Raw genomic sequence first — 6,662 nt, forward strand, 5'->3', positions numbered from 1 at the left:
GTTCAGATCACCACGCCGCACGTGTTGGCGGGGATCCGTACGCTCGGCCCCCATGACGTCACTGGTGCCGGACGACTACGCGGCCACACTCGACCAGCTCAAGCGTGAGGTTGATGGTGCGCGCCTGCGGGTGCAGCGCAGAGCCAACACCGAGCTCCTGCAGCTGTGGTGGCGCATCGGGCGGACGATCCTCGACCGTCAGGCAGAGCATGGGTGGGGTGCGAAGGTGCTCGAGCAGTTGGCTGCTGACCTTCGTGCCGAGTTCCCCGCGATGAAGGGCTTCTCGCGTGCGAACCTCTTCTACATGCGTCGTCTTGCCGAGGCGTGGCCGATGGAGGATGCAATTGTCCAACGGTCCGTTGGACAATTGCCATGGGGCCATGTCATCGAGTTGCTCGACAAGCTCGATTCCCAGGAACTGCGTGACTGGTATGCGGCGAAGGATCTTCATCACGGGTGGTCGCGGCCAGTCCTGGCGGCGCAGATCTCGACGCGTCTGCATGAGCGAGCAGGAGCAGCGCCGACGAACTTCTCTTCGGCGCTGGATTCGCCCGACTCGGACCTGGCGCAGCAGTTGACGAAGGATCCGTACACTCTCGACTTCCTCTCGGTCGATAGTGGTATCAGCGAGCGACAGCTCGAGGATCGCCTCACCTCGCGCATCGTGGACACATTGCGAGAGCTGGGTCATGGCTTCGCCTTCGTGGGCCGGCAGGTCCACTTCGAGGTGGATGGTTCGGACTTCTATGCGGATCTGGTGTTCTTCCATGTCGAACAACTGCGCTACGTGGTGATCGAGCTCAAGACCGAGCGGTTCGCACCAGGGCACACGAGCCAGCTGGGCTTCTATGTCTCCGTGATCGATGACCGGCTACGACTGCCGGAGAAACACCTCCCCACGGTGGGTATTCTCATGGTCGCCGACAAGAGCGACACCGTGGTGCGCTATTCCCTGGCGGGAACCAACCAGCCCATTGCCGTGAGCCGGTACGAACTTTCCCAGGAGGACCGGGAGGGCCTCCCGGACGAGCGCGCACTGGTGTCGGCGTTTCGAGATGGTTTGCGCCCGTAGGGTCGCCGCACCCGCGACCGGCCACACATCGCAGGGCGCCACGGCGGCCCAGTGACCTGTAGGCCCGGTGACCTGCCGGAGCAGCCGGTGCTCCGCCGTCGTGCTCGATGAGAGCCGACGCCAGGGTGCCCGGACGTCTCAGCGGCCACTGCCCCCGCGGCTGCTGGCCTTGTGCGCGTGGTCCGTGGGGCGCTATCGTCACCATCAAGAGTGTGCGAAAGCGCTTTCTCGCAAACTCGAGACAGTGACGTCGAATGTAGGAGATACCATGCGTCCTCGAGGACGAACCCGGCCCGCGATCGCGGGCCTGACCACCGCCACTCTGGCGGCCACAGTGGCCCTATCTCTGGGGTCAGTGGCACCGACCGCCCACGCGATCGCTCCCGATGCGACGGTCAACTTCACAGCGTCGCCCGAGCTCACTGGGGTCGACCGTGTGCGGCCTGGTGATCGGGAAACCGATCCAGCAGCAGTGAGCACCACGGTGGATGGCGTGCAGTGCTGGCAGATGCAGAACGACCCTTACGTGCGCTACGCCTATGTGGACGTGGCCGATGAGGTGATCCCCGAGGACGCGACCCGGGCGGTCATCACCGTCGACTACTACGACGTCGGCACCGGCGGGTTCGACATCCACTACGACTCGAAGTCCAACCCGTGGACCGGCTCTCGCAACCAGCAGCTCACCGACACCCACACCTGGCGCACGACGTCCTTCGAACTGAATAACATCAACTTCGCGAACCGCTCCAACGGCTACGACTTCCGCCTCAACGTCAAGGCCGCTCAAGGCAGCATGCCGCCGGTCTGCTTCTCCGGTGTGGAGGTCACCTTCACCGACGCCCCGCTCGCCGCCCTGGAGTCGCTGGCGATCATGAGCCCCTCCACGATCTTCGGTACGGGCGAGGCTGCGATCGAGGTGGCCACCCCGGCCGAGGAGGTCACCTGGCAGCTGAACGACTCCCAGGGTGTCGCCCTGGAGACCGGGGCGACCGCGGTGACGGGCGGTGACGCCTCGATCGACCTGAACCACCTCGGTGTGGGGTATTACACGATCGACGTGACCGCCACGATCAACGGCGAACCCGTCACCCGGCACGCCTCCCTGGCCGTTCTCGAGGCTCCACCCGAGGGCTGGGACGGCGACGAGGCGACCTTCGGCGCCCAGTTCCACCGCGGCTGGCAGCCGGATGCCGAGACCGAGGCGTTGACCGACGCGATGGAGCTCGCCGGATACGGCATCGGCCGGATGGAGACCACCTGGGGAGAGGTCGAGAGCGAACTGGGCGTGTACGGCTTTGAGTCAGAAGGGGTGCGCGTCACCACTGAGCTCAACAGCCGGGGCATCGACACGATGTGGAACGCCGGCCTGACCCACTCGCTCTACGACGACGGCCGCACCCCCGCCAGCGACGAGGCGATCGCCGCCTTCGCCGCCTACGCCGGCGCCACGGCCGAGTACTACTCCTCGAACGGCATCACCCACGACGTGGGCATCCTCAACGAGTACAACTCCTCCGGGTTCAACAACGGCTCCTGCGGGCTCACCCCCGCCTGCTACCTGGAGGTCCTCGAGCCCACCTCAGCCGCCATCCATGGCGCCGATCCCGAGGCGAACGTGATCGCTCCGGTGACCGCTGGCGTGCAACTCGAATGGGCCGAGGGCTTCATCGACCAAGGCGGTCTTGACCTCATCGACACCTACGGCGTGAACTACTACGGGTACGCCGAGAACGGTCCGGGCACGCCGCCCGAAGAGGGCACGGATCTGATCGAGAACCTGCCGCAACTGGTGCAGATGGTGCGTGCGGAGGCGCCGGACATGCCGATCCGGGTCACCGAGAACGGACACCCCACCCACACCGCCGGATCCACCCAGGCGCAGCAGGCCGACCAGGCGATCCGCGCCCTGGTACTCGCCCAGGCTGCCGGCGTGGACGAGCACATCTGGTACGACCTCTACGACGACGGCTTCAGCCCCGACGAGCGTGAGAACAACTTCGGGCTCATCAACCGCGCGGATGCCACCTCCTGTCACCAGTGGGTGTGCCCCAGCGTGGAGGGCTACGAGTACGGTGCCGTGCACGGCATCACCCCCAAGCCCGGATTCGTCTCGCACGCCACGCTGATCCGGCAGACCCTCGGGCTCGAGCAAGGCGACCGAGACGACCTCGGCTCCGACTCCGCCTACTCCTTCCCCTACACCGACGGGGAGCGCACCAACCGCGTCATGTGGAGCACCGGCAGCGACTACGTCACCGTCACCTCCGCCGACGGGTTCACCCTGACCGACCAGTTCGGCCAGGAGCAGCAGATCGGCGCCGGGGACTACACCCTCGAGCTCACCGGCTCCCCGGTGTTCGTCGGTGGTGAGGTGCAGATCGCCTCGGCGAGCGCCCCGGTTCAGGTGGAGATTCCTGCCCAGGTGGTGCAGGGCAACGAGGTGCCGGTCACGGTGTCCTTCGACCGTCCCGGTCCGCTGCCGCCGAGCGTGGTGGTCAGCATCGACGGTGTCGAGCAGGAGGCGCAGGTCCGTCCAGGCGCGCAGGCCACGCTCACTGTTCCGGCCACCGCGCTGCTCGGCGAGCGCGAGATCACCGTCGACATCGTCAGCGCACGCGATCGTGGTCGGCCGTGGACGCAGCATGCCGGCACCCGGGTGCGCGCCACCACCGAGGTGATCGAACCCTTCGAGGTGTCGGTGCGGCCCCGTATCGCCTCTACTGACGCTGGCTTGGAGTACGCGCTGGACGTCACCATCGCGAACAACTCCACGACGGCGGCCCTTCCGATCGAGGAGATCGACTGGTCCGTGGGTGGTGCGGCAGGTATCGAGACCGATGTGGCCCCCGTGCCCGCCGGTGAATCCGGAACGGTATCGATACCGGTCGCTGACCCGCGTGTGTTCACCAACCAGTCCTACACCGTGACCATCCTGGCATCGGGTCAGGTGAAGACGGATGAGGGTGCGGTGAGCTTCTCGCCTGTCGAGCCCGCCGATGCGCCCACGCTGGATCAGATCGACCTGAACGACATCGGCCAGTGGCGCTCGATCCGGGGTGGCACCCGCGACGGCGCGGCGGACCTCGGCGGTGATCTGCGGTTCACGGCTACCGCCGACGCGCTGGTGATGCACGCGACGATCACTGACGATGTGCACCTGGCCGACCGATCCGACCCGGCGCTGAGCTGGCAGGTCGATTCCATCCAGTTCAACACCTACGATCTCTTCCCCACGGTGCTGGGCGGTGAACGGGTGGAGATCGCTGCCTCGTTGTACGACGACGGGCCGATCGTGTACACCTTCGCCCCGCCGGCCGGGCAGAGTGCCGGTCTCACTCCGGGTGCCGAGGCGGACATCGTTCGCGACGAGGCAGCCGACACCACCACCTACGACCTGACGATCCCGTGGGCTTCTCTTGGCTATGACGGTCCGCCTGCGGGCGTGTGGGGTCTGTCGTTCCTGGTCAACGACGCCGACGGTGACGTGGTCGGCGCCGATGCCCGCTCCGGGTACATCGAGTGGGGCAGCGGTGTCGGTGGCGCGCCGAAGGATCCGAGCAAGTTCCGCACGGTGCAGATCGTCGGGCTGGACGGTTCCGCCTGACCGATGGTGGCCTGGCCGCTCGAGCCGGACACATGAGAAGGAGGCCGACGGCGGAACTCACCTTCCGCCGTCGGCCTCTGCAGACCAGGGGGAGACCATGACTGCACGGTTGCTGCTCACCTTCGATGACCGGAACATCGGCAACTGGGTGCGGGCATTGCCAGCGTTCGAGACCGCCGGCGCCCGGGTGACGTTCTTCGTGGTGGAGGCCGACCTGCTCGACGAGCGCGAGCAGGCCGGCCTCCGCCGGCTGCTGGGGGCAGGGCACACTGTCGGCTCGCACGGCGCGCGCCACCGCAACGCCGACGAGACGATCGCTGCCTGGGGAGCGCCGGAGTACCTGCGGCGCGAGATCGACCCGAGCGTGCAGGCGCTCCGCGCCCTGGGTGCCCGTGCGCAAACCTTCGCCTACCCGAACAGCCGACGGGACGCCGTCAGCGATCACACGTTGCTGGGCACGTTCGACCGGCTCCGGGGCGGCGGGGAGCGTGGCCTCGACCTGGCCAGCGCGCGGAGGGCCATCGCGGCGGAAGTTCCTTCCCGGCGGGTGCTGCCGGCCCGCGGCTGGGATACCGGGCGTGGGACCTCCTCCCATCTCGACGATGCAGGCGTTCTCTCGGCATTGCTACGCACCCTGGCTGACGACGGTGGCGTGCTGGTGCTGTACGCCCACGACATCGCCGAACGCAGCGAGCACCATCACGTGCACCCGGAGCGGCTCGTACAGGTGCTCGAGGAAGCGGCGTCGTACGGGCTCCAGATGTGCGGCTTCGACGAGCTCGACGCCCCGGTCAGCGGCATGGGCGCAGGTGTGCGGTGATGGCGTCGACAGTGGGCCCCCGGAACTCCTACCTCACCTACCCGCACGCGAACGGCTTCTACGGCGGTGGTCGATGTGTCGCGCTCGGGGTCTACGGGTCGCAGCCGTGGATCGCCGGAGTGGACCTGCACGGTGGCGCGAGCGAGGCGCTGATCGGTCCGGAGTGGTTTCCGCAGGTGGGTTCCGGGGCGGTGCTCTGGTTCGATGTCGCGCTGGACGCCGAGGTCCTGGTGAGCTCGTGGGGTGGGCGCGTGATCGCCCGGGACCTGCATGGCACAGCTGTGGACGTCGCGTACGAGGTGCCGCCGGGGTGGGAGTTGGACGGGCTGTGCAGCATCTCGCGTGACGGCGCCAGGGTGCTGATCGTCCGGCGCCGTGCGGGAGTGAGCGAGATCCTTGAGATCGAACGCGGGACCGGCCGGTCCCGGCTGGTGGTGAGCCATGGGTGGTACGCCAATCACGCCCATTACTGCCCGCACGACGAGGCCTGGGTTGCCTACTCCCACGAGGGGCCCGCCGGGAGCGTGTCCGATCGCGTGTGGGCGTGGCATGCCACAGCGGCTCCCGGCGGCGTGAATGTCGTCGATCAGTTTCGGCTCGCCGACCCTGATGGGCGCGCTGGTGGGCACGTGTGGCTCGGCCATGAACGGTGGGTATTCCACGACGCCGCGGCCGTGGTGGTCGCCTACGGTGACAGTCCCGTCGGTCCCCGCGGTGTCTACCTGGTGCACGCTGACGGGCGCGCACCGGTGCTGGTCTCGCGGGCCGTGCGTGACTGGCACTGCGGTATCAGCCGTGATGGCCGGGCCGTGGTGGTTGACACCACGGGTCTCGATGGGTCTCCGGGGCGAGGATGGGCCGGTGCCGACGGGCAGAGCTCCGTGGTCCACATCGATCGTGCCACCGGGGTGCGCACCGAGCTCGCTCGGACGCAGGTGCGTGATCACCCCTTCCACCCGCACCCCTGCTTCACGCCGGACGGTGCGGCCGTGCTGTACAACGCCGTGGAACGGGCAGCGGACGGGACGGTGGGACGGTCGGTGGGGAGCGTTGCGGTGCCGGCTGCTTCCTCGTGACCACGAGGGCGGCCTGGGTGTCGTGGATCGGCGGTGGATTCATACGGTCGTTGCGACAAGTGGTGATCGTGGGAGGTCGTGATGGCT

General features: G+C 67.6%; 4 protein-coding genes. All 4 read left to right on the top strand.

Features of this window, described 5'->3' with window-relative positions; all coding sequences use genetic code 11:
• Positions 1-52: 52 nt before the first annotated feature.
• The 4 genes from FV560_RS09970 (at position 53) to FV560_RS09985 (ending at position 6,575) form a co-directional block, all read left to right on the top strand.
• Positions 53-1,072, top strand: a complete 1,020-nt coding sequence (locus tag FV560_RS09970; protein ID WP_159621373.1) for a PDDEXK nuclease domain-containing protein — start codon at positions 53-55, stop codon at positions 1,070-1,072.
• Between the two features lie 268 nt (positions 1,073-1,340).
• Positions 1,341-4,679, top strand: a complete 3,339-nt coding sequence (locus FV560_RS09975) for a DOMON domain-containing protein (RefSeq protein WP_159621374.1) — start codon at positions 1,341-1,343, stop codon at positions 4,677-4,679.
• A 97-nt stretch (positions 4,680-4,776) separates the two neighbouring features.
• Positions 4,777-5,499 carry a polysaccharide deacetylase family protein gene (locus tag FV560_RS09980; RefSeq protein ID WP_159621375.1) on the top strand — a complete coding sequence of 241 codons (723 nt, stop codon included), beginning with the start codon at positions 4,777-4,779 and terminating at the stop codon, positions 5,497-5,499.
• A complete protein-coding gene (locus tag FV560_RS09985) occupies positions 5,499-6,575 on the top strand; it encodes a hypothetical protein (RefSeq protein ID WP_159621376.1) in 1,077 nt (358 codons plus the stop codon). The genes FV560_RS09980 and FV560_RS09985 overlap by 1 nt, the downstream gene beginning before the upstream one ends.
• Positions 6,576-6,662: the final 87 nt, after the last annotated feature.

It is taken from the genome of Ruania rhizosphaerae (genome assembly GCF_009805705.1).
Taxonomy (GTDB): domain Bacteria; phylum Actinomycetota; class Actinomycetes; order Actinomycetales; family Beutenbergiaceae; genus Ruania; species Ruania rhizosphaerae.

Coding starts and splice junctions, on each gene's coding strand:
- FV560_RS09970 (WP_159621373.1), top strand. CDS start 53: ATGACGTCACTGGTGCCGGACGACTACGCGGCCACACTCGACCAGCTC.
- FV560_RS09975 (WP_159621374.1), top strand. CDS start 1,341: ATGCGTCCTCGAGGACGAACCCGGCCCGCGATCGCGGGCCTGACCACC.
- FV560_RS09980 (WP_159621375.1), top strand. CDS start 4,777: ATGACTGCACGGTTGCTGCTCACCTTCGATGACCGGAACATCGGCAAC.
- FV560_RS09985 (WP_159621376.1), top strand. CDS start 5,499: ATGGCGTCGACAGTGGGCCCCCGGAACTCCTACCTCACCTACCCGCAC.